Source organism: Chryseobacterium lineare, from assembly GCF_977014045.1.
The window spans coordinates 931,133-956,748 of the sequence record NZ_CDRNIQ010000001.1; the positions used below are offsets into that span (position 1 = coordinate 931,133).

General features: G+C 36.1%; 26 protein-coding genes and 1 other RNA gene. 21 read left to right on the plus strand and 6 right to left on the minus strand.

Going from position 1 to position 25,616, the window contains the following annotated elements; translation table 11 throughout:
• Positions 1–23 precede the first annotated feature (23 nt).
• Positions 24–533 (minus strand): DUF4920 domain-containing protein, encoded by a 510-nt coding sequence (locus tag ACWNCI_RS04100; protein WP_449387286.1) that lies wholly within the window; start codon positions 531–533, stop codon positions 24–26.
• A gap of 476 nt (positions 534–1,009) precedes the next feature.
• On the opposite strand from ACWNCI_RS04100, the gene ACWNCI_RS04105 reads away from it, so the two are divergent.
• The 5 genes from ACWNCI_RS04105 (at position 1,010) to purF (ending at position 6,615) form a co-directional block, all read left to right on the plus strand.
• Positions 1,010–2,422: an APC family permease gene (locus ACWNCI_RS04105; protein ID WP_449387287.1), complete on the plus strand. Its 1,413-nt coding sequence runs from the start codon at positions 1,010–1,012 to the stop codon at positions 2,420–2,422.
• A gap of 508 nt (positions 2,423–2,930) precedes the next feature.
• The gene (locus tag ACWNCI_RS04110; protein ID WP_449387288.1) at positions 2,931–3,536 is read left to right on the plus strand and encodes a SatD family protein; all 606 of its coding nucleotides are present in this window, start codon (positions 2,931–2,933) and stop codon (positions 3,534–3,536) included.
• A 2-nt stretch (positions 3,537–3,538) separates the two neighbouring features.
• The gene (locus tag ACWNCI_RS04115; protein ID WP_449387289.1) at positions 3,539–4,234 is read left to right on the plus strand and encodes a DUF3307 domain-containing protein; all 696 of its coding nucleotides are present in this window, start codon (positions 3,539–3,541) and stop codon (positions 4,232–4,234) included.
• A gap of 28 nt (positions 4,235–4,262) precedes the next feature.
• Positions 4,263–4,982 carry a phosphoribosylaminoimidazolesuccinocarboxamide synthase gene (gene purC, locus ACWNCI_RS04120; RefSeq protein ID WP_100375651.1) on the plus strand — a complete coding sequence of 240 codons (720 nt, stop codon included), beginning with the start codon at positions 4,263–4,265 and terminating at the stop codon, positions 4,980–4,982.
• Between the two features lie 133 nt (positions 4,983–5,115).
• Positions 5,116–6,615 carry an amidophosphoribosyltransferase gene (gene purF / locus ACWNCI_RS04125; protein ID WP_346985480.1) on the plus strand — a complete coding sequence of 500 codons (1,500 nt, stop codon included), beginning with the start codon at positions 5,116–5,118 and terminating at the stop codon, positions 6,613–6,615.
• An 83-nt stretch (positions 6,616–6,698) separates the two neighbouring features.
• Here the strand turns inward: purF and ACWNCI_RS04130 are convergent, their stop codons facing one another.
• Positions 6,699–7,385 (minus strand): porin family protein, encoded by a 687-nt coding sequence (locus ACWNCI_RS04130; protein ID WP_346985479.1) that lies wholly within the window; start codon positions 7,383–7,385, stop codon positions 6,699–6,701.
• Positions 7,386–7,655: 270 nt separating this feature from the next.
• Positions 7,656–8,702 carry a 3-dehydroquinate synthase gene (gene aroB, locus ACWNCI_RS04135; RefSeq protein WP_449387290.1) on the minus strand — a complete coding sequence of 349 codons (1,047 nt, stop codon included), beginning with the start codon at positions 8,700–8,702 and terminating at the stop codon, positions 7,656–7,658.
• 102 nt (positions 8,703–8,804) lie between these two features.
• Here aroB and ACWNCI_RS04140 point away from each other — a divergent pair, with 102 nt between their 5' ends.
• From ACWNCI_RS04140 to ACWNCI_RS04155, 4 genes are all read left to right on the plus strand, one after another.
• Positions 8,805–9,953 carry a pseudouridine synthase gene (locus ACWNCI_RS04140; protein ID WP_346985477.1) on the plus strand — a complete coding sequence of 383 codons (1,149 nt, stop codon included), beginning with the start codon at positions 8,805–8,807 and terminating at the stop codon, positions 9,951–9,953.
• A gap of 220 nt (positions 9,954–10,173) precedes the next feature.
• Positions 10,174–11,010: a 1,4-dihydroxy-2-naphthoyl-CoA synthase gene (locus tag ACWNCI_RS04145; protein ID WP_042723259.1), complete on the plus strand. Its 837-nt coding sequence runs from the start codon at positions 10,174–10,176 to the stop codon at positions 11,008–11,010.
• 77 nt (positions 11,011–11,087) lie between these two features.
• Positions 11,088–12,017, plus strand: coding sequence for a 1,4-dihydroxy-2-naphthoate octaprenyltransferase (menA, locus tag ACWNCI_RS04150; protein WP_449387291.1), 930 nt, complete (start codon positions 11,088–11,090; stop codon positions 12,015–12,017).
• A gap of 78 nt (positions 12,018–12,095) precedes the next feature.
• Positions 12,096–12,782, plus strand: a complete 687-nt coding sequence (locus tag ACWNCI_RS04155; RefSeq protein WP_449387292.1) for a metal-dependent hydrolase — start codon at positions 12,096–12,098, stop codon at positions 12,780–12,782.
• A gap of 104 nt (positions 12,783–12,886) precedes the next feature.
• Here ACWNCI_RS04155 and ffs read toward each other — a convergent pair.
• Positions 12,887–12,984, minus strand: an RNA gene (gene ffs / locus ACWNCI_RS04160) — signal recognition particle sRNA small type.
• Between the two features lie 130 nt (positions 12,985–13,114).
• On the opposite strand from ffs, the gene ACWNCI_RS04165 reads away from it, so the two are divergent.
• From ACWNCI_RS04165 to ACWNCI_RS04210, 10 genes are all read left to right on the plus strand, one after another.
• Positions 13,115–13,714: a DUF4199 domain-containing protein gene (locus ACWNCI_RS04165; RefSeq protein WP_449387293.1), complete on the plus strand. Its 600-nt coding sequence runs from the start codon at positions 13,115–13,117 to the stop codon at positions 13,712–13,714.
• Between the two features lie 17 nt (positions 13,715–13,731).
• Positions 13,732–14,682, plus strand: a complete 951-nt coding sequence (locus tag ACWNCI_RS04170; RefSeq protein ID WP_449387294.1) for a glycosyltransferase family 2 protein — start codon at positions 13,732–13,734, stop codon at positions 14,680–14,682.
• Between the two features lie 2 nt (positions 14,683–14,684).
• The gene (locus tag ACWNCI_RS04175) at positions 14,685–15,413 is read left to right on the plus strand and encodes a DUF3667 domain-containing protein (protein ID WP_449387295.1); all 729 of its coding nucleotides are present in this window, start codon (positions 14,685–14,687) and stop codon (positions 15,411–15,413) included.
• A 7-nt stretch (positions 15,414–15,420) separates the two neighbouring features.
• The gene (locus tag ACWNCI_RS04180; protein WP_449387296.1) at positions 15,421–16,122 is read left to right on the plus strand and encodes a GIN domain-containing protein; all 702 of its coding nucleotides are present in this window, start codon (positions 15,421–15,423) and stop codon (positions 16,120–16,122) included.
• 10 nt (positions 16,123–16,132) lie between these two features.
• Positions 16,133–16,372 (plus strand): four helix bundle protein, encoded by a 240-nt coding sequence (locus ACWNCI_RS04185; protein ID WP_449389480.1) that lies wholly within the window; start codon positions 16,133–16,135, stop codon positions 16,370–16,372.
• An 82-nt stretch (positions 16,373–16,454) separates the two neighbouring features.
• Complete coding sequence (locus ACWNCI_RS04190) at positions 16,455–18,170, plus strand: phospho-sugar mutase (protein WP_449387297.1); 1,716 nt, start codon at positions 16,455–16,457, stop codon at positions 18,168–18,170.
• Positions 18,171–18,266: 96 nt separating this feature from the next.
• Positions 18,267–19,520 carry a pyridoxal phosphate-dependent aminotransferase gene (locus ACWNCI_RS04195; protein ID WP_449387298.1) on the plus strand — a complete coding sequence of 418 codons (1,254 nt, stop codon included), beginning with the start codon at positions 18,267–18,269 and terminating at the stop codon, positions 19,518–19,520.
• Positions 19,521–19,607: 87 nt separating this feature from the next.
• A complete protein-coding gene (gene kdsB, locus ACWNCI_RS04200; protein WP_449387299.1) occupies positions 19,608–20,336 on the plus strand; it encodes a 3-deoxy-manno-octulosonate cytidylyltransferase in 729 nt (242 codons plus the stop codon).
• Between the two features lie 62 nt (positions 20,337–20,398).
• The gene (locus tag ACWNCI_RS04205) at positions 20,399–21,061 is read left to right on the plus strand and encodes a histidine kinase (protein WP_449387300.1); all 663 of its coding nucleotides are present in this window, start codon (positions 20,399–20,401) and stop codon (positions 21,059–21,061) included.
• A 15-nt stretch (positions 21,062–21,076) separates the two neighbouring features.
• Positions 21,077–21,655, plus strand: coding sequence for a glutathione peroxidase (locus tag ACWNCI_RS04210; RefSeq protein WP_449387301.1), 579 nt, complete (start codon positions 21,077–21,079; stop codon positions 21,653–21,655).
• 105 nt (positions 21,656–21,760) lie between these two features.
• Here ACWNCI_RS04210 and ACWNCI_RS04215 read toward each other — a convergent pair whose 3' ends face one another.
• On the minus strand, positions 21,761–22,408 hold the full coding sequence (locus tag ACWNCI_RS04215; RefSeq protein ID WP_449387302.1) for an NAD(P)H-binding protein: 648 nt from the start codon (positions 22,406–22,408) through the stop codon (positions 21,761–21,763).
• Between the two features lie 153 nt (positions 22,409–22,561).
• Here ACWNCI_RS04215 and ACWNCI_RS04220 point away from each other — a divergent pair, with 153 nt between their 5' ends.
• Positions 22,562–22,915 (plus strand): MmcQ/YjbR family DNA-binding protein, encoded by a 354-nt coding sequence (locus ACWNCI_RS04220; protein ID WP_449387303.1) that lies wholly within the window; start codon positions 22,562–22,564, stop codon positions 22,913–22,915.
• On the opposite strand, the gene ACWNCI_RS04225 is transcribed toward ACWNCI_RS04220, so the two are convergent.
• Complete coding sequence (locus ACWNCI_RS04225; protein WP_449387304.1) at positions 22,905–23,825, minus strand: bifunctional riboflavin kinase/FAD synthetase; 921 nt, start codon at positions 23,823–23,825, stop codon at positions 22,905–22,907. The two genes, ACWNCI_RS04220 and ACWNCI_RS04225, sit on opposite strands and share 11 nt — an antisense overlap.
• Before the next feature lie 204 nt (positions 23,826–24,029).
• On the opposite strand from ACWNCI_RS04225, the gene atpD reads away from it, so the two are divergent.
• A complete protein-coding gene (gene atpD / locus ACWNCI_RS04230; RefSeq protein WP_042720082.1) occupies positions 24,030–25,538 on the plus strand; it encodes a F0F1 ATP synthase subunit beta in 1,509 nt (502 codons plus the stop codon).
• Positions 25,539–25,616 lie beyond the last annotated feature (78 nt).

Consider the following 25,616-nt stretch of genomic DNA (forward strand, 5'->3'; position numbering starts at 1 on the left):
GCTTTTTGTTTGATGAAAAAAGTTTAGTTTACAACCTTGATTCCGTTGGCTACAAACCTGATCTCTTCTTTCGGAGTTGTGATAGCATCGATCTCAGACTGAGGCTTCTTAGCATCTTCTGCATAATGTTTCTGTTCGTCTACGGAAGTTACTTTTCTTTCTGCAGAACCTTCCAGAACTACATTCTTACCTTTCAAAGCGGTCGGAACAAAGAAAGCATAATCTTTCATCTTTACGAAGAACTGAGAATTGTCTTCTGTCTGAATGGTCAGCCAGCATCCTTTTTTATCGCATACATCTGTTACTTTGCCTTTTATGGCAACATTTTCGACTTTCTTATTGTCTTTCTTCAGCTTTTTGCTTAGCTTATCTACAGAGATAGCTTTAGATTCTGCGTTAGAAGCAACGCCTCCGCCATAAGTATCACCCACAACAGCATTTCCTGCCGGTGGACCGAATTTTTTTGATTCCTGTGCAAAAGCCAAAGTGGAAACACTTACTGCAACTGTCAATAATAATGATTTGAATTTCATTTTTAATATTTTTTTCAAAAGTACTAATAAAATCTGAATGATAAAATTGCTGAATACCTGATAAAAAACGGGTTATCTTTCTGTGAGTATAGCTTTATTTTTAAGCGCAAAGTCCGCAAAGAAATAATCAATCATCCTGCTAATTTGTTCGCAAGGGCGTTTCACTCAGCTAATGAGAGCAGCGTATTATACGTAAAGCCTTTGCTGAATAGAACGCCTTCGCACCGAAAAATATGCTCCCTGTTATTCAATGAACCTTAGCGCTTCCTTCGCGTTAAAACAATAAATGCCTCTTGATCATTCAATAAACTGTGCTCTCATTAGCTGAGTGAAACGCCTTAGCGACCGGAAAATATGCTTCCTGTTATTCAATAAAATCCTTGCGACCGTTGCGTTAAAAACAAATAAGACACCTTAGTCATAATTTAAAACAAACTAATCCTATAATTATTTATATTTGAAGCCTATACTTCACTATGCAGAAAAAACTAAAACTATGGGATGCCATTATGCTGGTAATGGGTTCAATGATCGGAAGCGGAATATTCATTGTAAGTGCTGATATGATGCGTAACCTCGGATCGGGCTTCTGGCTAATCGTTGTCTGGGTTATCACAGGAATCATGACGGTTGCTGCAGCGATAAGCTACGGTGAGCTTTCAGCCTTATTTCCTAAAGCGGGTGGGCAATATACTTATCTCAAAGAGATCTTTGGAAGAAAGATGGGATTTCTTTACGGATGGGGTCTCTTTACGGTAATCCAAACCGGAACGATTGCTGCTGTGGCTATGGCTTTCGGCAAATTTACCGCTTATTTGGTTCCCTCTCTCAATGATGCAGCACCGATTTTCCAAAGTGGTGAATTCAAGATTACGTGGATCCAGATGCTGGCCATTGCTATTATACTTTTACTTACTTACATTAATACAAGGGGCGTTGAAAGTGGTAAATTACTTCAGAATGTTTTTACTGGATCTAAAATTATTGCGTTGCTTGGACTTATTGCGGCAGGATTTATTTTGGTAGACATTTCCAAGCTTGCAGAAAATTTTAGTTTCGGGTATGATGCTTTTAATAATCTTGCAAAAGACAGCTTTGGTAATTTCCTGAAAGAAGGTTGGGAACCTATCGGCGGGATGACCCTTCTTGGAGGAATCGCTGCAGCGATGGTAGGCTCGGTTTTCAGTTCCGTAGCATGGGAAAGCGTAACGTTTGTATCGGGTGAAATTGAAAACCCTAAAAAGAATGTAGTCAAATCCATGATCTATGGAACAACAGCAGTGATGATTCTTTATATCGCCGTTAATTATGTTTACCTGAATGCACTTGACAGAGATTCCATTGCCTTCGCAGAAAATGACAGGGTAGCAGTTGCCGCTTCGCATTTTATTTTTGGAAGTGCAGGAACCGTTATCATTGCTATTCTTGTGATGGTTTCTACTTTTGGATGTAACAACGGATTGATTCTGGCAGGAGCAAGAGTTTTTCAGACCATGGCCAAAGACGGAATGTTCTTCAGACAGGCCGAAAAGAACAATAAAAATGATGTTCCTGAAAATGCACTCTGGATGCAGGGCATCTGGGCTTCGCTGTTATGTCTTAGCGGACAGTACGGAAACCTTCTCGACATGATTTCCTTTGTCATTGTTTTGTTCTACATGATTACCGTTTTCGGGGTTATTTATTTAAGATTTAAAAAACCTGAGCTGGAAAGGCCTTACAAAACATGGCTGTATCCTGTTACGCCTGTTATCTATTTGTTGATAGGGACGGGCTTCTGTATATTATTATTGATCTACAAGCAGCAGTACACCTGGCCTGGTTTTGTGATGGTGCTGATTGGGCTTCCGGTATATTATTTTATCAATAGGAAAAATCCTCAGCAGTAATCCCGGAAGGTTGCAAGATATGGAGTAAATCATCCTTTACTAAGAGTGTGCAGGATGTAATAAATGAAGTTTATATCCAAAAATACATCCTTACTTATAAGTCTTTCAACTCGTGCGCAGGAGTTGACAAAACCTAAGCACATGTTGCTCAACTCCTAAGCAAGAGTTGGTGAACTCCTGCGCAGGAGTTTAACGGATCATAAGTATGAGTTTAAAAAGAGGAAGGAAATGACTCAAGATTTATACCCGGATCGTTTTATTTTTTCTGGAGCTGAATCTTTTTTCCTCACCCTAAATCCCTCTCCCGAGGAGAGGGGCTTGTAGCCGCAACCCAAAAGGATGCCGCTGCAATCAAGGCTAGGGTATTCATATGTATCATTGCTATTGGACATACAATAAACAGAAAACCACATTAAAATCGATATAAGCAGATTCGCTAATACTTAATATCTATAAGGGGTACACCTTATATTTTTTGTTTATAAGTAATTATGCTTATATTTGCAGAATGATAGCTGTCATTACCGGAGATATTATAAATTCACAACAGGCGGATACGGAAGTTTGGATTACCAGACTTAAAAATCTTCTCGAAAACTGGGGAAGTGCCCCTAACACATGGGAAATCTACAGGGGGGACGAATTTCAGTTCAAATGTAATATTGATGATGTTTTCTGGCGTTTCTTAGCGATAAAATCATTAATTAAAAGTCAGGAAAACTTAGATGTAAGAATTGCCATCGGTATCGGTGAAGAAAACTTCTCTTCAGATAAGATCACAGAATCCAACGGAACCGCTTACGTTCACTCAGGAAGACTTCTCAACGATCTTAAAAATGACGGCCACACCGTATCTATCAAAACTTCCAATGACTCTGTAGACAGGGATCTTAACATTTTACTGAAATGGTCATCTAAAGATTTTGACAACTGGACGATGGCAACAGCAGAGATCATTCACGAAATGATTATGAACAAGGAGATCACACAGGAAGACCTTGCGAAGAAATTTGCCATCTCACAGTCCTCGGTAAGCCAGAGGCTGAAGCGTTCCAACTACGAACTCATCGTGGAAACCAATCAATATTTCAGAAAGAAAATTTCAGAACTCTAAGCATGATTTTTATTAAACTCATATTGGCGCATCTACTCGGAGATTTTATTCTCCAGCCGGATTCATGGGTTGCAGACAAAGAAAGCAAAAAGCTGAAAAGCATATATCTGTACATTCATGTGCTGATTCATACGGTTTTGAGCTTTGCGTTTCTCTGGGATATTCAGCTTTGGTGGATTGCTGCTTTGGTAGGAGTTTCACATTTTATTATCGATGCTTCAAAACTGAGTTTTCAGACGGTACAGAATAAAAAAAGCTGGTTTTTTGTTGATCAGGCTCTGCATGTTTTGGTCATTGCAGCAATATCTTTTTACAGTAATGAATTCAGCTTTGATTTTCTCAAGGATCATACTATTTTAAAAATACTGGGAGCAGCTTTGTTTTTAACGACGCCTGCATCTGTAATCATCAGAATATTGCTGTCTTCCTGGACACCCGCTCCGGAAACTGCCGGTAACATTCAGACTGATTCTTTATCAAATGCAGGAAAATATATTGGAATTCTTGAACGTCTGCTGGTATTTACCTTTATTATGGTAGATCATTGGGAAGGCGTAGGTTTTATGGTAGCAGCAAAGTCGGTGTTCAGATTCAGTGATCTTGCACAGGCCAAACAGAGAAAGCTCACGGAATATGTACTCATCGGTACGCTCCTCAGCTTCGGAATGGCAGTTTTAATGGGAATAGTAATCAAATAAATATAAATCTAATAAAGACAATTTAGAAATGGAAAAGAAAGAAATGTTGTACGAAGGTAAGGCAAAACAAGTATTTGCAACCGACAATCCTGATCAGGTAATCGTGCGTTTCAAAGACGATGCTACTGCATTTAATGCTCAAAAAAGAGGATCTGTAGATCTTAAAGGAGAAATGAACAACGCCATCACGACTCTTATTTTTGAATATTTAAATGAAAAAGGGATCAAGACTCATTTCATTAAACAATTGAACGAAAGAGAGCAGCTGGTAAGAAAAGTATCAATAATTCCTCTGGAAATGGTGGTAAGAAACTATTCTGCCGGAAGTATGGCTCAGAGATTAGGAGTGGAAGAAGGGATCAAATCTCCGGTTACCATTTTCGATATCTGCTATAAGAAGGATGAGTTGGGAGATCCGCTTATCAACGATCACCACGCCGTTTTCTTAGGTGCTGCAACGTATGAGGAGCTTGACGAAATGTACGAACTGACTTCAGATATCAATGAAATCCTGATTGATCTTTTCGACAAAATGAATATTATCTTAGTCGATTTTAAAATCGAATTAGGAAAAACTTCAGACGGCGAGATCATCCTTGCAGACGAAATCTCTCCGGACACTTGCAGACTTTGGGATAAAGATACCATGAAGAAGCTGGATAAAGACAGATTCAGAAGAGATCTTGGAGAAGTAACCGAAGCATATGTTGAGATCTATAACAGATTGAAAACTGTACTTAATAAGTAAGATTTCAGATCTTAGACATCAGATGCTAGATTGGCTCTGAAAATGATTTGTTATTTAACAAAATTATAATTGAAGTTAACTTAGACTAATTTCTAACATCTAATAACTAACTTCTAATTTAGAAAAAATAGAAATGAAAAGTTTAGACATTCATAAAAGTGAATATTTAAAACAGTTTGAAACTCAGACCTACGGAAGAAATCTTTTCAGAACGCAGGAAGAAGAGAGACTGGATGCTCCGAATGAGGAGTGTGGTATCTTCGGAATGTATTCTGATAGTGATCTCGATACGTTTTCACTTTCACAGTTCGGGCTTTTTGCATTACAGCACAGAGGCCAGGAAGCGTGTGGTATTTCTGTTTTAAAAGACGGAAAAATTACCAATATGAAAGATGAAGGTTTGGTTTTGGACGTTTATAAAGAGATCCATGATCCTGAAACTTTTATGGGAAATTCTGCCATCGGACATACTCGATATACCACGGCAGGAGACAAGAAAAAGTATAATTTCCAGCCTTTCTTTGCAAAGAATGAATATGACCAGATCATCCTTTCGATTGCGCACAACGGTAATCTTACCAATGCAAAAGAGCTGAAGGCAGAGCTGGAAGCAGAAGGAGTTGTCTTCAGGGCAACTTCTGATTCTGAAGTGATCCTGAGATTAATTCAGAAAAACCTTGATCTCGGACTTCGTGGTGCCATCAAAATGACCATGGAAAAGATTGAGGGAGCTTATTCGGTGGTGGGAATGACGAGAAATAAGTTTTTTGCTTTCAGAGATTTCAACGGGATCAGACCTCTTGTGTTGGGAGCAATAGACGAAAAATCTTATGTTGTTGCATCGGAGTCTGTGGCATTGGACGCAGTAGGCGCTCAGTATGTTCGTGATATTTTACCTGGTGAGATTGTTTATACCAATGAAAACGAACCGGGAAAACTACATTCTTACATGGCAGATGAAGCAAAAGGAAAACAGAGAATATGTTCTTTTGAATATATTTACTTTGCAAGACCTGACTCTTCGTTAGAGAATATTAACGTTTATGAAATCAGAGAAAAATCGGGAGAGAAGATCTGGCATCAGGCGCCGGTAGAGGCAGATGTTGTCATCGGAGTTCCTGATTCGGGAGTTCCGGCTGCAATCGGTTTTTCCAAGGCTTCAGGGATACCTTTCCGTCCTGTTTTAATTAAGAACAGATACATCGGAAGAAGTTTTATCGTTCCTACTCAGGAAATGAGAGAAAGAGTGGTAAATCTTAAGCTGAACCCGATCATTTCAGAAATAAAAGATAAAAGAGTTGTTATTATCGATGATTCTATTGTTCGAGGGACAACTTCCAAAAGGCTTGTTAAAATCTTAAAAGATGCCGGTGTAAAAGAAATCCACTTCAGAAGTGTTTCTCCGCCGATCATAGCTCCTTGTTATCTGGGGATTGATACCCCATCGAAAGATGATCTTATTTCAGCGAATATGACGATACCTGAACTCAGAGATTATCTCGGAGTAGATTCTTTAGAGTTTTTAAGTGTAGAAAATTTAAAAGAGATTTTAGGCTCTGCCAATCACTGCTTCGGATGTTTTACGGAAGAATATCCTGTAGGAAAAGGTGAAGAAGTAGAATTATTTAGTTAAAATATCTCCATTTATATAAAGCAAAAGGTCAGGTTTAATCATAAAACCTGACCTTTTTATTGAAATCAAAATTGTTTTAATTCCTAGAACTTAAATGCTACTCCAACTTGGAAAACATTGTTTCTGATAGCATCAGAGCCACTTGGTCTGTCTTTAGCAATATCCGTAAGACCTGCTACGTATCTTGCTGTGATACCAATATTATCTGTGAAATAATATCCTGCTCCTAAACCGATACCGAAGTTAAAAGTATTGATGTTATCCTTATCAATATCTTCTGAATAACTTGTTGTTGCGCTTGAACTACCTGAAGAGTTGCTAGTAGTCACAGTTCTGTCTCCTTTGTTTTTAGCAGTTACGTTGAAACCGAATTCAGGACCTGCTTCCACATAGAAGTTAGGCACGAAATTATACTGGAACATTACTGGTACTGTAATATAATCTAAGTGTGTAGAAGATGAGTTTACTGTTCTTGTTGTAGTACCAAGTACTGTAGATTCATTTACGCTTTCGATTTTAGCACCATACTGAGAATACATAACCTCCGGCTGGATGCTGAATGAACTTGCTAACGGAATGTTGGCAAAAACACCTGCGTTAAATCCAATCTTTGATTTTTGATCTTCAAGACCTGCATCTTTAGAAAGGGATGCTACGTTCATTCCTGCTTTCGCACCGAATCTAATTGGACTTGTTGAAGAACCTGTTGTAGTCTGAGCAAACGCTAATGAACCAGCTGTAAGAGCTATTCCTAAAATTAACTTTTTCATAACTGTAATTTTTAATAATTTACTTTTTCTAATTTTAAATTTTACTACTGTCAATCAATTTGACGGGGAGTATCTTTCAAATTGCTTGCCAAAAAAATAAATTATGATAAATGTCAGCGAAAAACAGTATTTAGTAATAATGAAATTAAATGCTAAGTTATTGTATTACTTGTTTTTATAGATTTAATTAAATGTATGTTTAGAAATGCTCTAAATTGACAATTTTGTTAAATATTTAATGATTCTAGGCTTTATCAGCCGTAAAAATCTCTAGGCATCATTCAGTTTTCTGTAAAAATCCAGGGAAGAGGAGATATTTTTCTTGCTGCACTGATAATCAAATGTACAGGATCCGATTCCTGAAATCAATGAAAAATTGATCTTACTATCCGTATTCTTTTTATCATTAATCAACAATTCGAAGATATCATCATCTTTAAAATCACTGATGTCCAGATAAGGATAACATTTCTGAATATTTTCAATAACAATGTTGCAGATTTCTTCCGAGATAAGCCCTTCCAAAAAAGATAGATGAGTTTCGGTAATCATTCCCATAGCGACAGCCTCACCGTGAAGAATAGGATTTCCCTGATTTAAACATAAACTTTCAATAGCATGACCGATGGTATGCCCAAAATTTAACGTTTTACGGATATTCTTTTCATGAAAATCCTGTTGAACAACATTTTGCTTAATTTCCATAGAGGTAGAAATATGAGGAATAACCGACTCAAAATCAAGTTTAGAAATATGGATAAGATTTTCCCAGTGTTTTTCATCTGCAATTAAACCATGTTTCAGCATTTCTGCAAAACCGCTTCTTAATTCTTTATAAGGTAAGGTTTCCAGGAATTTTGGATAAACAAATATCTGTTCCGGGAAAGTAAATGTTCCGACCATATTTTTATAATGCATCAGGTCAATTCCGGTTTTCCCACCAATGGAAGCATCACACATAGACAAAAGGGTAGTAGGAATGTTAATAAACGGAACACCTCTTTTATAAGTAGACGCTACAAATCCTCCCATATCTGTAATCACACCGCCTCCGAGATTGATTACCAAAGCTTTACGGTCCGCCTGCATTTCTGTAAGGATTTCCCAGAGCTGGTTGGCTGTCGTGATGTTTTTCATTTCTTCACCCGGTTCGATTTCAAGAATCTCAAAAGCCAGATCCGTTTCCAGATTTCCCAACAGAACAGGAAGACAATATTCATGCGTATTTTCGTCAACCAGAATAAAGATCTTGCTGAAAGATTTTGAGTGTAAAAAATCGTTTAACTGAGAAAAATTATCGTTTAATACTGTTATCATTTTTGGGTTTTCTGTTTAGTTAACATAAGACTATATTGCAAAGTTATGATTCTTAATTTTTAACTCGTTATTAAATATACTATCTTTGCAGAAATTTTTAGAATGAGCAGAGATAATAATAATTCAGAACGACCAAAGAGACCAAGAATTTCAACCAAGAAAAATTCTGATAATTCTCGTGCTTCCAGATCTGGAAATTCTTCAGAGTCAAAACCTTTTAAAAAGTCTTTCCCGAAAGCAGGAGAGAGAAATTCAGATTCGAGGAGAAGCGGTGACACCAGTTACCAGGCTCGAATGGATAAGAAATACGGAAAAACGGAACAGGAACCTTTTATAACCAGTTCAGGGGAAGAAAAAAAATCTTTTGGAAAATCTGCACCGAAAAGAGGAGGAAGCAGACCCAATAATTTTGATACCAGAGATAAATACGAAAGAGGCAGCCTGAAATACGGAAAAAGACCAGGAACAGAAAACCGTGAAGATAAAAATAAATCTTTTGTACAGAAAAGGAGGTTGAACAAAATTGAAAAGGATGTACATAAAGACACTATTCGTCTGAATAAATATATCGCCAATTCAGGGATCTGCAGCAGAAGAGAAGCGGATGATCTTATTACACAGGGACTTGTTGAGGTCAACGGGAAAGTGGTAACTGAAATGGGCTATCAGGTTCAGAAGACGGACAAAGTTGTTTTTGACGGACAGAATATTACCCCTGAAAAACCTGTTTATGTTCTTTTGAATAAACCTAAAGGATATATTTCTACCACAAAAGATGACAAAGCAAGAAAAACAGTGATGGATCTTGTGGCAAATGCTTCACCTTATCGATTATTCCCGGTGGGAAGGCTTGATCGCTCTACAACGGGAGTTATTCTTTTAACAAATGACGGGCATATGACCAAAAAACTTACGCATCCGTCTTTTGATGCGAAGAAAATTTATCACGTGACTTTAGATAAAAAACTTACTCATGAAGACATGAAGCTTATTGCTGAAGGGATTCGTCTGGATGAAGGGGTAGCAGAAGTAGATCAGATTTCTTTTATCGAAGGAAAACCTAAGAATGAAATAGGAATAGAGATCCATATTGGCTGGAATCGTGTGATCAGAAGAATTTTTCAGAGATTAGGATACGAAGTGGAAGCACTTGACAGAGTGATGTTTGCAGGACTTACTAAAAAGAATATCAAAAGAGGACACTGGAGAATCCTTACAGAACAGGAAGTCAATAATCTTAAAATGCTTTAATATAAGTATTTACAAATAATAGAGACGCTGAACCGGCGTCTTTTTTTATACCTTAAATTTAAGTTTTAAATGGTTATATTTAATTCCATTTAATCTTTAATGATAAAATCGAATTTCGTTAATTTTTTATCATAAAACTGAATTTTTCCCCTCATTATCATTAGAAATCAATGTTAAAATTCTATGCAATTCCGTATCTTTGGGAAAAATTTTTACAACAATGATCGAGTGGAAAACCGCCAAAGAATACGAAGATATTACCTATAAAAAATGTAATGGTGTTGCAAGAATCGCTTTCAACAGACCGGAAGTTCGTAATGCTTTCAGACCTAAAACTACCTCAGAATTGTACGATGCTTTTTATGACGCTTACGAAGATCCTTCGATAGGTGTTGTTCTGCTTTCCGGAGAAGGACCGAGTCCGAAAGATGGAGGTTGGGCTTTCTGCAGTGGTGGTGATCAAAAAGCAAGAGGACATCAGGGATATGTTGGTGAAGACGGAAGACATCGTTTGAATATTCTTGAAGTTCAACGACTGATTCGCTTTATGCCAAAGGTTGTGATTGCCGTTGTTCCGGGATGGGCTGTGGGTGGAGGACACTCTCTTCATGTGGTTTGTGACTTAACATTAGCAAGTGAAGAACACGCTATCTTCAAACAAACAGATGCTGACGTAACAAGTTTTGACGGTGGTTATGGCTCTGCATACCTGGCTAAGATGGTTGGACAGAAAAAAGCCCGTGAGATTTTCTTTTTAGGCAGAAATTATTCGGCTCAGGAAGCTTTTGAAATGGGAATGGTGAATAAAGTGGTTCCTCACGCTGAGCTGGAAGATACCGCTTATGAGTGGGCACAGGAAATTTTAGCAAAATCTCCGACTTCCATCAGAATGCTGAAATTCGCCATGAACCTCACCGACGACGGAATGGTAGGGCAACAGGTTTTTGCAGGAGAAGCAACGCGTCTCGCTTACATGACGGAAGAAGCCCAGGAAGGAAGAAACGCTTTCCTTGAAAAAAGAAAACCGGATTTCGGCGAAAATCAATGGATATCTTAACAAAATAAGTAATGAATAATTAGTAATGAGCAATTTTTTTCCATTACTAATTACTCATTGCCCATTACTTATAAATTATGACTGATTGGATAAAAGCCGCAAGGCTTAGAACATTACCACTTTCATTAAGTGGGATTATTATGGGAGCTTTCATTGCCAAATGGAGATTATATGGCGAAGGCGGAGCCTGGGACTGGAAGATTTTTGCTCTGGCACTTTTAGTGACTTTGCTGTATCAGGTTCTGTCAAACTATGCAAATGATTATGGTGACGGAGTAAAAGGTACCGACGCAAAAAGAGCTACGGAGGCAGAAGCAAGAGCCGTAGCCTCAGGAAAAATTACCGCAAAACAGATGAAAAATGCAGTAATTCTGCTTTCAGTTTTATCTTTTGCAGCAACGGTTGCTTTGCTGTATGTAGCTTTCATTCCGGATTATATGAATGAATTTTACATTTTTATCGGTTTGGGAGCAGCAAGTATCTTAGCTGCAATCGGATATACAGTAGGTAAAAAACCGTATGGCTATATGGGACTGGGAGACGTTTTCGTGTTCATCTTTTTCGGTTTGGTGTCTGTTTGCGGAAGTTATTTCTTATTTACAAAAACATTCAGTTGGGATATGTTGTTGCCAGGAACTGCGGTTGGAATGATGAGTATGGCTGTTTTAAACCTGAACAACATGCGAGATATCGAAAGTGATAAATTATCCGGAAAAAACAGCCTTGCATTAAGAATTGGATTTAAAAATGCAATGATTTATGAGATGATTCTTTTGCAGCTTCCTTTAATTTTAATGCTGATATTTTTAGCTGTAAATGGGTTTTTCCAAACTCAGAATTATTATGTTTTCATTGTGATGATTTTGATGCTTCCTTTGATGAAGATCAGGAGAAAAATAATGACCGTAAAAAATCCCAGAGAGCTTGATCCATTCTTAAAACAGGTAGGAATTATGACTTTAATGATGGCAGTGCTTACGGCTTTAGGGCTTAATTTCTTTCATTAAAAGCTGGTTTGTTAGCTCCACATCATGCTGAACTTGTCGAAGCATCTTAATTAAATAATCTTCAAAAATAAATTAAAAATGAAAATAAAATTCTTAGGACAAAATTGTTTTTTATTCACATACAAAGACAAAACAATTTTATCAGATCCTTTTTACAACTATAAAAAAGCAGAATCGGGGTTTGATATTTCTGCTCAGAAAATCGATTATATTTTATTGACTCACGCGCACGGAGATCATATTGCAGATGTTGAAGAGGTTTTGCATTATCACCCTGAAGCAACAATTATTGCTGTTCCTGAAATCTGCGGATATTTTAAAAATGCAAAAAACAAAGACGATGTAAACTTAGGAGGATCGGCAAAAATCGATGATCTTAAAATTTCGATGGTTCCGGCTCATCATACAAGTTCATTTCCGGACGGAAGCTACGGAGGTGTTCCTGTAGGATACATTTTCAGACTTCCTGAAGGTAAAAATCTGTATATGGCAGGAGATACCGGCGTAATGGCTGATATGGAGTTATTTCCAAGATTATACGGAAATTTACACCTTTCGATTCTTCCGATTGGCAGTCATTACACAATGTGTCCTAGAAAAGCGGCTTTCGCATCATCAGAATTATTAAAAACACCAAAAGTGATCGGATGTCATTTTGATACGTTTCCTGCGATTGAGATCAATCACGAAAGTGCAATGAAACATTTTGCAGATAAAAACGTAGAACTTGTTTTACCAAAATTGGGAGAGGAGTTCGAATTTTAAATAAAGTTGAAAGGTAATTTGAAAATTAAAATAGAAATGTTGGAAAGTTTAGACATAAAAAAAGATAATCTTCAAATTACCTCTCTTCAACTTAAACCAATAAAAAATGGCAAGCTACCTAAATCACACCGCTACGACCAATTACCTTTGCTGCGTTCCCACCCTGGAGGATTCTCAGGAGCTGGTTGTTTAGGACTTGCCGTTGCAAAGATAGGAATATTTTATAAAATTAAAAGTGTTATCAAAGAAAATTAATTGGAAAAAGCCTTAACCAACGCTAAATTGCTGAGATTAAGAGCAATAATTTTCAGAAATTTTCTAAAAATTTAGATATGACAAAAAGCCATTCCACATTAGGAATTTTATTATTTGGAGCTACGATGATCGTTTTTTTCGTGGTGTATTACTTCTTTTCAGGAGTTGAATATTTTGATATTTCATTGAAAGCCAATGCTTTCATTTTACCGATCATTTATGCCGGAGCAGCCTTTTGGTCAGTAAAAACATATTGGAGCAGCCATAAAGTGGTAAGTTTTAAACAAGCTTTTAAAAGAGCTTTTGTTCCGATGTTTATCGGTGGAATTTTATCGATTTTAAGCATTTATGCATTTCTGAATTTTGTTGATACAGATGCAAAAAAGCTGTTGAATTATCAGTATGTTACGAGACAAAAATCTGAGCTGGACAAAGAATATACTTCTGCCAGAAAGATTTTAAAGCATCAGAAAGATATCGACGAGCTTGATCACAAGTATAAAGAAAGGATTCAAAGTTTTACACCAGAAGCGGTTAAAGGAAAAGATATGCTCACAGCAAGTCATTTTTCAGGATATTTTGCGGCGATACTTATATTTTACGTAGTTTTGTCGTTGTTTTTCGGAGCGTTTTTCAGAACAAAAACAATCTATCAGGAAACAGAAATCAAAGAATAATTTTTTATCAGAATTAAATGAATTTATCTATAGTTATTCCGTTATTAAATGAGGAAGCATCTTTGGAAGAGCTTTTTTCACGGATTGATAATGTGTGCAGATCCAACAGTTTATCTTACGAGATCTGGTTTGTAGATGACGGAAGTACAGACTTGTCATGGAGTATTATTGAAAACCTTAAAGTTCAGAATCCACAGATCCATGCCATCAAGTTTTCTAAAAATTACGGAAAATCCCAGGCACTTCATGCTGCTTTTGAAAGAACCAGCGGCGATGTTATTATTACCATGGATGCTGATCTACAGGATTTTCCGGAAGAAATACCGGAATTATATTCAATGGTTGTCAATGAAAATTACGACATCGTTTCCGGATGGAAAAAGAAACGTTTTGATAATGTCATGACGAAAAATGTGCCGTCAAAATTGTTCAATGCAGCGGCGAGAAAAGTTTCAGGAGTTTATCTTCATGATTTCAACTGCGGCTTAAAAGCATACAAAAAGCAAGTAGTAAAAACCATTGATGTTTACGGAGATATGCACCGTTATATTCCGGTATTGGCTGCCAATGCGGGTTTCAGAAAAATTACAGAAAAAGAAGTTCAGCATCAGGCAAGGCCTTACGGAACTTCAAAATTTGGTACAGAAAGATTTATCAGAGGTTTTCTGGATTTGGTAACGCTTTGGTTTGTAAGTCGTTTCGGCGGCAGGCCAATGCATTTTTTCGGTGCGGTTGGAACTTTGATGTTTATTGTCGGATTTCTTTCAGCGCTCTGGCTGGGAATTTCAAAATTAATTGATGTTGCAAGAGGGATTTACGGACATTTAATCACAGATAATCCATGGTTTTATATTGCTCTCACAATGATGCTGATGGGAACATTGCTTTTCGTAGCAGGATTTTTAGGTGAAATGATTATCAGAACAAACAGAGAACATAAAAATTACAATATTGACGAGGTGATTTAAAGATGAACAAAAAAAGTTGCTTGAACTGTGGTCATTCAGTTTCCGATGAGTTTTGTCCTCATTGCGGACAGAAAACCGACACAGCAAGAATAACTCCACGTTCTCTTATCAAAAATGATATTCTTGGATCGATTTGGCATGTCGAAACGAAATTTTTCAATACTTTAAAAGATATTTTTTTCAGACCCGGTGAAACGGCAATGGATTATATTTCAGGAAAAAGAATCAGATACAGCAGTTTTATACCGTTGTTGCTGATTCTTTTCAGTTTCAATGTATTAGGAATACATTATTACGAAAAATTTGCACCACCTGAAGTTTTTGAAGATGATTTTGAAATAAGGAATTTTCTGTCAAAATATTCCAAAACAATATTATTTGTGATTATTCCGATGCTTGCAAGCAATGCTTATTTCATTTTTAAAAAAGTCAAATTGAACATTGCGGAACATTTTATCATTGGAACGGTTAGTCTTTTAGGAATTTTAATCATATTTTTGTTAGATGATATCGTGAGTTTAATAGGTCTGTGGCAGCCTGTTTCAAAAATTTTCGAATTTATCGACAAAATTATATTCGGTCTTTCTATTATCTTCCCGGCAATAACTTATTGGAATGCTTTTAAAAATTCATACTCAAAAACAGGCTTACTGTGGAGAGTATTAGTTCTTTATGTTTTGATGGGAGTGGAAAGTTCGGCGATAAGTTTGATTTTATATAAAATGTTTTAAATTAAATATGAAAAATATATTTTACACATTCATACTGGTAGCGTTAGTTTCCTGTGGAAAGGTTTCTCCGAAAGGAAATATTGAAAGGAAAGATGTAGATGTTTCGGAATTTGTAAATCTTGATCTCGAAGGGAAATTTCGGGTATTTTATGCAAGAGGAGCAAAAAATTTTGTTGAGATTGAAACTTATCCGAATGTAGCTGATAATCTCGATGTTGATGTAAAAGATAAAACATTGACAATTAAAGAAAAGCGCAGCACTAAAGGCGTAGATTTTTATAATATTACGATTTACTCAAAATACAATCTGGAAAAAGTTACCATTTCTGATTCGGTAGAAATGAACATTTCAAGTGAAATTAAGACTGACAATTTTAGGCTTAATTTAAAAAATTACGCTACATTTATGGGTTCGGTAAATACAAGAAGAGCGGAAGTTGAAATGCTGAACCGAAGCAGAGCTAATTTTTTAGGTCAAACGAAAGATGCTGTGATAAAGATCTCTGATACAGCAAGTTTGATTGCACCTTACTGGAAAATTGAAAATTTGGTTATTGATTCAAAAAATGGGAATTACGCTGAAGTAAACGTGAAAGATTCATTAAAAGGACATGTGCAGAATACTGCGAAATTTATTTATTATGATGATCCGATCCGGGCGTTTAAAATTGATAAAACAACTCGTGTAGAAAATAAAAAACTAGATTAAGAAGATCACAATAAGAAGGGCTTCTGATTCTGTTGCTCTTAATATTTCTGAAGGAAGTATTTTACAGTCAAGATTAGAGTTTAGAAAGTTTTTAGGATACTCAATCCGCTCTTTAGCTGAAGTTGTAACCTGCTTATATAAAGCGAAAAATAGGAAATATATCTCAGAAGATGATTTTGATAAATTATATAATGAAAGCTATAATATAATGAACCAGATTATAGCATTTAGAAACCAGATAAAAGAATAATAAATTAGCTGGGAGTTTGAAGCTGGAAGACTTCATGCTTCTATCTTCCAATTTCCGGCCCAAAAATATACGAAATACAAATATGACAACATTAGAAAAAGCAAAACTTTGGTTGCACGAATCATTTGATGAAGAAACAAGAAATGCTGTACAGTTATTGATTGATGGAAATTCACCTGATCTGGAAGACTCTTTTTACAGAGAACTGGAATTCGGAACAGGAGGAATGAGAGGAATTATGGGTGTTGGAACCAATCGTTTAAATAAATATACGTTAGGCCAAGCAACACAGGGACTTGCGAATTATATGTTAAAGCAATTTCCAAATGAAGAAATTAAAGTAGCGATTGCTTATGATGTAAGAAATAACTCAAAAGAATTCGGAAAATTGGTTGCTGATGTTTTAACGGCAAACGGAATTAAAGTGTTGCTTTTTAAAGATCACAGACCTACTCCGGAATTGTCTTTCACCGTTCGTGATAAAAAATGTAATGGAGGGATTGTACTGACAGCTTCTCACAACCCACCGGAATATAACGGCTATAAAGTATATTGGAATGACGGCGCACAAATAGTTCCACCACATGATGAAGCGATTATCAATGAAGTTTATTCCGTAAAATTTGACGAAATTAAATTTAATGGAAATGATGATTTAATCGAGTGGATCGGAGAGGAGCAGGACGAAGTTTACATCGATGCATGTATCGAAAATTCTACCTATCAGAATGTTGGAAAAGGAAATTTAAATATTGTTTTCACATCCATCCACGGCACAACCTACACTACAGTTCCGAAAGCTTTGAAAAAAGCAGGTTTCAAAAAGATAGATTTAGTTAAGGAACAAATGATTCCTAGCGGAAATTTCCCGACTGTTGATTCTCCAAATCCTGAAGAACCTGCTGCGTTGGAAATGGCAATGGATTTAGCAAAAATTACCAATGCTGATATCGTAATCGGGACAGATCCGGATGGCGACAGACTGGGAATTGCCGTAAGAAATCTGGATGGAGAAATTCAGTTATTAAATGGGAATCAGTGTAATACAATCTTAACGTATTATATTTTAAATGAATGGAGAAAGCAGGATAGAATTACAGGAAAAGAATTCATCGGTTCTACGATTGTAACTTCTGATATTTTCTTTGATATTGCTCAGAAATTCGGTGTTGAATGTAAAGTTGGATTGACTGGATTTAAATGGATCGGAAAAATGATCCGTGATGTTGAAGGGAAAGAAAAATTCGTTTGCGGTGGAGAAGAGAGTTTCGGATTTATGACAGGAGATTTCGTTCGAGATAAAGATTCTTGCGGAAGTATCGTGCTTGCATGTGAAATTGCAGCATGGTGCAAAGCCAACGGAAGAACAATGTACCAGTATCTTATTGAAATTTATCAGGAAACCGGAATGTATTACGAAGGTTTGGTGAATTTGGTAAGAAAAGGAAGAGACGGTGCGGAAGAAATTCAGAATATGATGAAAAATTTCCGTGAAAATCCTCCAAAAGAATTGGCAGGTTCTCCGGTAGAAGAAGTAAAGGATTTTAAAGAGCAGACAAATTTCATCGTATCAAAAGGAGAAAAAGAAGTAATGAACGACATTCCAAAATCGAATGTGCTTATTTATTATACTCAGGATGGAACAAAAGTCTGTGTAAGACCTTCCGGAACAGAGCCGAAAATCAAGTTTTATATCTCGGTAAAAGATGAGATTACTTCTGAAGCGGATTTCAGAGACAAATTAAAATCTTTGGAGGAGAAAATTAATCAGGTGAAAAAAGATTTACAACTAACATAACTAAATCTAACAATGTAACAGTGTAATAATATACCAATTATTGTTATCCTGTTACACTGTTATATTGTTACATTAAAATAATTAAATAAAAATAAAGTGAAAGTTTCAAAATTAGCGGCGAACCTGATCGGTTCTGAAATTGTAAAAATTGGTAATGAAGTAAACGATTTAAAGGCAAAAGGTGCGGAGATTGCTAACCTTACGATTGGTGATCTTAATTCTAATATTTATCCGATTCCTGCCAAACTGAAGGAGGAAATTCAGAAAGCTTATCAGAATAATCTGACAAATTATCCGCCTGCAAATGGACTTTTATCTTTAAGAAAAGAAGTTTCCAAAGATTTAAAAACAAGATGGAACCTTGATTATTCGCCCAACGATATTTTAATCACTGCTGGTTCAAGACCATTAATTTATGCGGTTTATAAGACAATCGTTGATGAAGGAGATAAAGTAGTTTACCCGATACCTTCATGGAATAATAACCACTATGCGTACCTTACTTCAGCTGATGCCGTAGAAGTAAAAACAACTCAGGAAAATAATTTCTTGCCGACTGCAGATGATTTAAGACCTCATTTAGAAGGAGCGGTTTTGGTAGCGCTTTGTTCGCCATTAAATCCTACAGGGACAATGTTTACAAAAGAACAGCTTTCTGAAATCTGTGAATTAATTTTGGCAGAGAACAAAAAAAGAGGAGAAGACGAAAAACCATTATATTTAATGTATGATCAAATCTATTCTAACCTTACTTTTGGTTCAGAACACGTTGATCCTGTATCTCTTTTTCCTGAAATGAGAGCATATACCGTTTACATTGACGGGATTTCTAAATGCTTGGCAGCAACCGGAGTTCGTGTGGGTTGGGGATTCGGTCCTTCTCATATTTTAGATAAAATGAAGGCTCTTTTAACGCACGTGGGAGCCTGGGCGCCAAAACCGGAACAGGAAGCTACTGCAAAATATTTTGAAAATCCGGATGATGTAAATGCCTTTGTAGAAGATTTTAAAGGAAAATTAGACGCTAGCTTAAAAGTTCTTCACGCCGGAATTCAGGATCTGAAAGGAAAAGGTCTTGCAGTTGACAGTATTGAACCAATGGGGGCGCTTTATTTGACTATTAAATTAGATTATATCGGAAAAACAAAACCGGATGGTTCTGTGATAGAAAATTCTTCTGATTTGGTATTCTATTTAATTAATGAGGCAGGAGTTGCTTTGGTACCTTTCTCTGCCTTCGGAGAAGAAAAATCTGAGCCTTGGTTCAGAGCTTCTGTTGGAGGTTTGGCTACTGAAGAAATTTCTACGATGATGCCAAAATTGGAAAATGCTTTGAACAATCTTAAATAAATTTATCAATGTAACAGTTTAACAATGTACCAATGTTGAATTCGTTTATTGCTAAACTGTTACATTGTTATATCGATACATTTTGTTATGAAAATAATCGCAGTTATTCCCGCGCGTTACGAAGCCAGCCGTTTTCCGGCTAAGCTGATGCAGGTGCTGGGCGAGAAAACCGTTATTACGACAACTTATCAGAATGTTGTGGAAACGGGCTTGTTTGATGAAGTTTTTGTGGCCACCGATTCGGAAATTATCTTTAATGAAATTGCTGAAAATGGCGGAAAAGCCGTAATGACCGGACAACACGAAACCGGAAGCGACAGAATTGCAGAAGCTGTACAAAATATTGACTGTGATATTGTGATTAATGTTCAGGGTGATGAACCTTTTCTTAAATTAGAACCTTTACAACAGTTAATTGAAGTTTTTCATCATGATGAAAACCAGGAAATTTCTTTAGCTTCATTAAAAATAAAACTTCAGAAAAAAGAAGAAATTGAAAATCCGAACAATGTAAAAGTTATTACGGATAACAACGGTTTTGCTTTATATTTCAGCCGTTCTGTAATTCCTTTTCACAGGGAAATTTCTTATGATGTAAATTATTTTAAACATATTGGCGTTTACGCTTTCAGAAAGCATGCTTTGATTCAGTTTTCAAAATTAGAAATGAAACCTCTTGAAATTTCAGAAAAGATTGAGTGTATCCGTTATCTCGAATATGGTATGAAAATCAAGATGATAGAGACCAATTTCATAGGAGTCGGGATCGATACGCCGGAAGATTTGGAGAAAGCCCGGAAATTGTTATCCAATTAATTGCTAAACTGATACATCGGTAAATTAATAAAACCTTATATTTGACTTTATAAATAAAATTAATGAAGAAGTTACTTTTAGTATTCGTCCTGATATTTTCACAGTCAATTTTTGCACAGACCGCAAAAGAAATCATTGATAAAAACATTGAATTATCCGGAGGATTAACCAACTGGAAGCTTTTAAATTCTGTATTGCTTCAGGGTAAAGTAATTTTAGGAATTAAAGATGAATACCCGATAAAAATTTATCAGCAACGTCCGAATCTTACAAAGACAGTGATCACAATCGGAGGAAAAGACACAGCGATCGAAGGCTACGACGGAACCAAAGGGTATGCAATGAATTACGCGGCCAATAAAGTTCAGGAATATCCGGATTATATTGCAGAAAGTTTTGACAATGATTTTATCGATTGGGAAAGCAAAGGTTTTGATGCAAAATATCTTGGAAAAGAAAAGATCGGAAATGTTTACTGTCATAAAGTGGAATTAACGAAAAATGTAAATAAAAACATCTATTATTTCGATACAAAAGATTATATGCTTGTAAAAGAAGTGAAAAAAGATGAAACTTTACTGTACTCGGAATACAAAAAGGTTGGAAATTTGTATATGCCTTTCAGGATTGAATCTTCCAGTACAAAGAAAGATGGAGATTATGTAATGCTAATCAACAGAATCGATATCAACAAAGTGTTTCCTGCCAATACATTTAAATTTTAATTAATAAATAAAGTTATGAAAAAAATATTTTTAATGCTGCTTTCATTTGTAGCATTTTTCAATAGTTGCGCTCAGAAAAAAAGCGATGTCTCTAAAGCTAAAACCAAAGAACTTATGGGAAAATCAATATATGATTTCAAAGTTGATGCTCTGGAAGAAGGCAAACAGATCAATTTTGCAGATTTTAAAGGAAAGAAAATTCTTATTGTAAATACTGCTTCAGAGTGTGGGTTTACTCCTCAATACGCTGATCTTGAAAAAGTTGCACAAGAGTATAAAGATAAATTGGTCGTTGTAGGATTTCCTGCCAATAATTTTGGAGGACAGGAACCGGGAACCAATAAAGAAATTGGTGCTTTCTGCCAGAAAAACTATGGGGTAACATTTCCTATGGCTGCAAAAGTTTCAGTAAAAGGGGAGGATACGGCGCCGATCTTTAAATATTTAACTGAAAAAGATTTAAACGGTGTAAAAAATACTACCATCCTTTGGAATTTTACCAAATTCTTAATTGATGAAAACGGAAAATTAATCGATTCTTTTGTAAGCACCACTAAGCCTACGGACGAGGCGATTACAAAGTATTTGAAATAACAGTATTATTTAATATAACAATATAACAGTGTAGCGGTTTACCAATTCAGTTCGGAATTATTAAATTGTTATACTGCTATATTGATACATTGTTAGATTATTGTATCATTTCTCTGCGAAACAGAATATATTCCCTAATTCTATACTTGAATAGCCATTGCTTTTTATCTTTGACGAATTAATCATAGCCTTCGCTAAAACATCTGTTGGTAATGGTTTCTGACTTTCAAGAAGTCCTAACTTATTGGCAAATTTTATAATCCGGCTTCCCAAAACTTCTCCGGCTCTGTCGGAATCTTTTCTTTCTAACATTCCTGGTTTGAAAATAGTAATTTTCTCAAAATGGAGCTTTTTAACGGCTTCTTCCAGTTCTCCTTTCATTTTGGAGTAAAAAATTTTGGATTTGGGATGGGCTCCATAAGAAGACACAAGAATATAATCGTCAACGTTGTTTTCTTTAGCTGCTTTGGCAAATTCGTATTGATAATCGAAATCAACCTTTCTTTGAGCTTCTTTGCTTCCTGCGGCTTTTAATGTAGTTCCCAGGCAGGAAAAAGCAACATCACCTTTCACTTTATCTTTCCATTCTTCGGGATTTTCAAAGTTTACGACATGTGCCTTTAGCTTTTCATTCTGAATATCAATAGGTTTTCGCACAAAAATATTGACTTCTTCAAAATCTTTATCCTGTAGCAGTTGATTAACCAAATCTTTTCCCGTAGCGCCTGTAGCACCGATGACTAAAGCTTTCATAATAATCTCGTTTGTGAAGTTGTTGTTTGCTTCTTAAATTTACTAAATTTGGAGCAATAAACGGTAAAGAAAGATAACTTTAGATAAACATCAATTATCAATTATTAATTATCAAAAAAATAGCCATTACCAATTACTTATTACTCATAAACAATGGATGCCAACGAAATTTTAGATTATTGTCTTGCTAAGAAAGGAGTGACAGAAAGTTTTCCTTTTGATAATGAAACTCTTGTACTTAAAGTAGGAACAAAAATGTTTTTATTAATGGCACTGGAAAAACAACCGTTGGCAATCAATGTAAAAACAGATCCGGAATGGAGTGCCGAACTTCGTGAGCAGTACCCGCAGATCACAGGCGCCTATCACATGAATAAAACGCATTGGAATTCGGTTATGGTAGAAGGTTTAAAACAAGATCTGATTTTAAAAATGATCGATCATTCGTATGATTTGGTATTCAATTCTTTGACGAAAAAAGCAAAAGAAGAGATTCTTAAAAATTAAATTCTTCAGTCAACCTTTTATCTTCATCCAGTCTTTCAATTAATTTCTCAAGCCCTTCAAATTTTATTTCGTCGTGAAGAAAATCTCTGAATTTTACGGTAATTTGTTCATCATAGATATCACCCTCAAAATCAAGAATATAAACTTCAATTGTTAGTTTTTCTCCATTTACGGTAGGGTTGGTCCCGATGCTCAACATTCCTTTGTATTGCTGATTTTTAACAAAAACTTCAACGATATACGCTCCTTTTTTAGGCAAAAGTTTTATAGAATCCGTTTCAATATTTGCCGTAGGATAGCCGATGGTTCTTCCAATTTTTTTTCCGTGTACCACAGTTCCGGAGACAGAATAGGGGTAGCCCAGCATTTCATTGGCTTGTTTAATATTTCCTTCTAAAAGAGCATTCCGTACTTTGGTAGAGCTGATGTTATTTTCATGAATATTAATGGCTTCCATCTGTTCAACCTCAAAACCAAGTTCTTTTGAAAGTTCTTGAAGGAGTTTGAAGTTTCCGCTTTTGTTTTTGCCGAAAGAATGGTCGTAACCAATGATCAGATATTTTACATTTAATTTGTCTACTAAAATCTGACGCACAAATTCTTCACCCGTTAAGTTTCTGAACTCTTCATCAAATTCTTTCAGAAATAAATTTTCAATGTCATATTTTTCCATTAAAAATTTTTTCTCCTCCCTTGTATTCAATAGTTTAAGATCTTCATTAGGATTGAAAACGAATCTCGGATGCGGCCAGAAAGTAAGAACGGCAGTTTCCAAATTGTTTTCTGAACCCACTTTTATCAATTCATCTATAATACTTTTATGACCAAGATGCACCCCGTCAAACATCCCTAAAGACAATGCTAAAGGCTTTTGAGGAGTATAATCATTAAAATTCTTAAAAACTTTCAACCGGAAAAAATTTGACTGCAAATATATGAAATAATGTAACAATGTATAAATATAACAGTGTATCAATAATTTTAATAGTATCTATTGTTATATTGGTAAATTGCTGTATTGTTACATTGCTTGAAAAGTATGATAAAAATCTGTTTTTTACCAATTGCGGGTTAAGCAAGAATCATTATATTTGCACCAAGAAAAAATTTAGCAATGGCAAACCAAATTAAAGGTAAAATTTCTCAAATTATTGGTCCGGTAATCGACGTTGTCTTTACTGATGTGGAAGCAATTCCAAGCATTTATGACGCGTTAGAAATTACAAAGGATAACGGTGAAAAAGTAGTTTTAGAGGTAGAACAACATATTGGAGAAGATACAGTAAGATGTATCGCAATGGACGCTACTGATGGTCTTAAAAGAGGGCAGGATGTAATCGGATACGGAAATCCTATTACAATGCCAATCGGAGAGGCTGTAAACGGAAGACTTTTTAACGTTGTTGGTGATGCTATCGACGGGCTTCAGAATATTTCTAAGGAGGGAGGTCTTCCTATCCACAGAGAAGCTCCAAAATTTGATCAACTTTCAACTTCTGCAGAAGTTTTATTTACAGGTATTAAAGTAATCGACCTTATCGAGCCTTACGCAAAAGGAGGTAAAATCGGTTTGTTCGGAGGTGCCGGTGTAGGTAAAACAGTATTGATTCAGGAGTTGATTAATAATATTGCAAAAGGACACGGAGGTCTTTCTGTTTTCGCCGGAGTTGGTGAAAGAACGAGAGAAGGAAATGACCTTTTAAGAGAGATGTTGGAATCTGGTATCATCAAGTATGGTGAGGATTTCATGCACTCTATGGAAAACGGAGGTTGGGATCTTTCTAAAGTGGATATGGAAGCTATGAAAGATTCTAAAGCAGCATTCGTTTTCGGACAGATGAATGAGCCACCTGGTGCAAGAGCGAGAGTAGCACTTTCCGGTCTTACATTAGCTGAATATTATAGAGATGGTGGTGAAAGCGGACAAGGTAGAGACGTACTTTTCTTCGTAGACAACATTTTCCGTTTTACACAAGCTGGTTCTGAGGTATCTGCACTTCTTGGTCGTATGCCATCTGCGGTAGGTTATCAACCGACACTTGCTTCTGAAATGGGTGCGATGCAGGAAAGAATTACTTCTACTAAAAATGGCTCAATTACTTCAGTACAGGCGGTTTACGTACCTGCGGATGACTTAACGGACCCGGCTCCGGCAACTACATTTGCCCACTTGGATGCAACAACGGTACTAGACAGAAAAATTGCTTCATTGGGTATTTATCCTGCGGTAGATCCATTGGCTTCTACTTCAAGAATCCTTGCGCCGGAAGTAATCGGTGAAGAACATTATAACTGTGCTCAGAGAGTAAAAGAAATCCTTCAGAGATATAAAGCGCTTCAGGATATCATCGCCATCCTTGGTATGGAAGAACTTTCAGAAGAAGATAAATCAGTAGTTTACCGTGCAAGAAAAGTTCAGAGATTCTTATCTCAGCCTTTCCACGTAGCGGAACAGTTTACAGGTATTCCGGGATCATTGGTAGATATCAAAGATACGATCAAAGGATTCAACATGATCATTGATGGTGAATTGGATCACTTACCGGAAGCTGCTTTCAACCTGAAAGGAACTATCGAAGAAGCTATCGAAGCCGGACAAAAAATGTTAGCTGATAACGCTTAATTAGACATAAGATTTTTAGATGTGAGATGAGAGACATTTAATGTTTGTCAAAATCTTTTAATCTTCAATCTTTTAATC

Bases quoted from the DNA above. Each gene is read 5' to 3' on its own strand.
- ACWNCI_RS04180 (WP_449387296.1), top strand. From the start codon at position 15,421: ATGAAAAATATATTTTACACATTCATACTGGTAGCGTTAGTTTCCTGT.
- ACWNCI_RS04115 (WP_449387289.1), top strand. From the start codon at position 3,539: ATGATTTTTATTAAACTCATATTGGCGCATCTACTCGGAGATTTTATT.
- purC (WP_100375651.1), top strand. From the start codon at position 4,263: ATGGAAAAGAAAGAAATGTTGTACGAAGGTAAGGCAAAACAAGTATTT.
- ACWNCI_RS04175 (WP_449387295.1), top strand. From the start codon at position 14,685: ATGAACAAAAAAAGTTGCTTGAACTGTGGTCATTCAGTTTCCGATGAG.
- ACWNCI_RS04165 (WP_449387293.1), top strand. From the start codon at position 13,115: ATGACAAAAAGCCATTCCACATTAGGAATTTTATTATTTGGAGCTACG.
- ACWNCI_RS04145 (WP_042723259.1), top strand. From the start codon at position 10,174: ATGATCGAGTGGAAAACCGCCAAAGAATACGAAGATATTACCTATAAA.
- aroB (WP_449387290.1), bottom strand. From the start codon at position 8,702: ATGATAACAGTATTAAACGATAATTTTTCTCAGTTAAACGATTTTTTA.
- kdsB (WP_449387299.1), top strand. From the start codon at position 19,608: ATGAAAATAATCGCAGTTATTCCCGCGCGTTACGAAGCCAGCCGTTTT.
- ACWNCI_RS04205 (WP_449387300.1), top strand. From the start codon at position 20,399: ATGAAGAAGTTACTTTTAGTATTCGTCCTGATATTTTCACAGTCAATT.
- atpD (WP_042720082.1), top strand. From the start codon at position 24,030: ATGGCAAACCAAATTAAAGGTAAAATTTCTCAAATTATTGGTCCGGTA.
- ACWNCI_RS04130 (WP_346985479.1), bottom strand. From the start codon at position 7,385: ATGAAAAAGTTAATTTTAGGAATAGCTCTTACAGCTGGTTCATTAGCG.
- ACWNCI_RS04210 (WP_449387301.1), top strand. From the start codon at position 21,077: ATGAAAAAAATATTTTTAATGCTGCTTTCATTTGTAGCATTTTTCAAT.
- ACWNCI_RS04100 (WP_449387286.1), bottom strand. From the start codon at position 533: ATGAAATTCAAATCATTATTATTGACAGTTGCAGTAAGTGTTTCCACT.
- ACWNCI_RS04215 (WP_449387302.1), bottom strand. From the start codon at position 22,408: ATGAAAGCTTTAGTCATCGGTGCTACAGGCGCTACGGGAAAAGATTTG.
- ACWNCI_RS04155 (WP_449387292.1), top strand. From the start codon at position 12,096: ATGAAAATAAAATTCTTAGGACAAAATTGTTTTTTATTCACATACAAA.
- ACWNCI_RS04105 (WP_449387287.1), top strand. From the start codon at position 1,010: ATGCAGAAAAAACTAAAACTATGGGATGCCATTATGCTGGTAATGGGT.
- ACWNCI_RS04140 (WP_346985477.1), top strand. From the start codon at position 8,805: ATGAGCAGAGATAATAATAATTCAGAACGACCAAAGAGACCAAGAATT.
- menA (WP_449387291.1), top strand. From the start codon at position 11,088: ATGACTGATTGGATAAAAGCCGCAAGGCTTAGAACATTACCACTTTCA.
- purF (WP_346985480.1), top strand. From the start codon at position 5,116: ATGAAAAGTTTAGACATTCATAAAAGTGAATATTTAAAACAGTTTGAA.
- ACWNCI_RS04170 (WP_449387294.1), top strand. From the start codon at position 13,732: ATGAATTTATCTATAGTTATTCCGTTATTAAATGAGGAAGCATCTTTG.
- ACWNCI_RS04190 (WP_449387297.1), top strand. From the start codon at position 16,455: ATGACAACATTAGAAAAAGCAAAACTTTGGTTGCACGAATCATTTGAT.
- ACWNCI_RS04220 (WP_449387303.1), top strand. From the start codon at position 22,562: ATGGATGCCAACGAAATTTTAGATTATTGTCTTGCTAAGAAAGGAGTG.
- ACWNCI_RS04110 (WP_449387288.1), top strand. From the start codon at position 2,931: ATGATAGCTGTCATTACCGGAGATATTATAAATTCACAACAGGCGGAT.